Genomic DNA, 1,305 nt, shown 5'->3' with positions numbered 1-1,305 from the left:
CTTCCAGTTCGCCCAATACAGATAATTGGCAAAAATCCTTACATAAAGAAGAATTCTACACTTGGCATAATTACCGTTGTGCCTATGAAGTCTATACCCCAACAGATGAAAGTGCTAAGACGAAAACTCCTCTACTATTAGTCCATCCTATTGGTGTTGGACTATCACGCTTTTTTTGGCATCGCTTTTGCCAGCAGTGGTTGAACACTGGCAATGGTCATCTAATTTATAATCCCGACTTGCTAGGATGTGGCGAAAGCGAAATGCCCCCTGTTGCTTACTACCCTATAGATTGGGCTGACCAGTTACACTATTTTTTAACAAATGTAGTCAAAAAACCGGTGATTCTGCTAGTGCAAGGGGCTTTATTACCTGTGGCACTTACCTTGATCCAAAAGCAAACTGAACCAAATTATATTCAAGGGTTAGTACTCTCAGGTCCTCCGTCTTGGTCTCTGATGACAGCAGAAACTCAATACTGGCAGCAGCGAGTTGCTTGGAATCTCCTCGAATCTCCTTTAGGTAGTGCCTTCTTTCGTTATGCTCGTCGCCGTCAATTCCTGCAAAAGTTTTCGGAAAATAAACTGTTTGCTGAGAGTTCTACAGTAGATAAGGAATGGTTAGATAATCTCCAAAAGGGAGCAATTAATCCAGCTAGCCGCTACGCAGTTTTTTCTTTTTTGGCTGGCTTTTGGCGACAAAACTATCAACAAGCGATCGCTAATACTTCTCAACCTACCCTAGTAGTAGTAGGAGAGCAAGCTTCAAGTATTAGTAAGCTGGGGAAATCTGAAACACCAGAAGACCGACTAGCTCAGTATATCAAGCATCTTCCTCAAGGTGAAGGTCGTAAAATTCCTGGTCGTAATGTTTTGCCTTATGAGTCAACCTATGAGTTTGTAAAAGTTGTCGGAGATGCTATTTCTAGCTTTGAGTAGTAGTATAAATGCAAAGTAACTGCACCGATTAACCCAGGACGTGCAGTTACTGGATGTCCAACTAGCATTAGACGTTTACCAATCTTAATCAACAAAGACCAGTGCATCGCACCCATTTGGATGGGATCACTTGTTTCACAGTCTCAATAGTATCAAAGGTAGAAGAGCAAATGCTTACCGCTGATTGTATCATTCACATGTCTGGATATCGCCTAGGTCAGGACGAGAAAGAGTTTTTCTTTCGTGATTTACCATTCATTTACCAAGAAGTGAAAGGAGAGTTTCCCGTTCACTCTGGGATGGGGGATGATAAATACCATCGCTCTCAAAAGCAGCAAAAGAAGATCAAGAAAGCAAGGAAGAAAGG

2 protein-coding genes are annotated in these 1,305 nt (G+C 41.9%); both read left to right on the top strand.

Annotated elements, in window-relative coordinates:
• Positions 1–938 (top strand): alpha/beta hydrolase (locus tag F6K53_RS43075; RefSeq protein ID WP_293086801.1); only part of this gene is annotated, 938 nt, incomplete at its 5' end.
• 101 nt (positions 939–1,039) lie between these two features.
• On the top strand, positions 1,040–1,305 hold a 266-nt coding region (locus tag F6K53_RS43070), incomplete at its 3' end, for a hypothetical protein (protein ID WP_293086799.1).

Source organism: Moorena sp. SIO4A1 (assembly GCF_010672065.1).
Classification (GTDB): domain Bacteria; phylum Cyanobacteriota; class Cyanobacteriia; order Cyanobacteriales; family Coleofasciculaceae; genus Moorena.
This window is presented reverse-complemented; position numbering and strand designations above follow the sequence as displayed.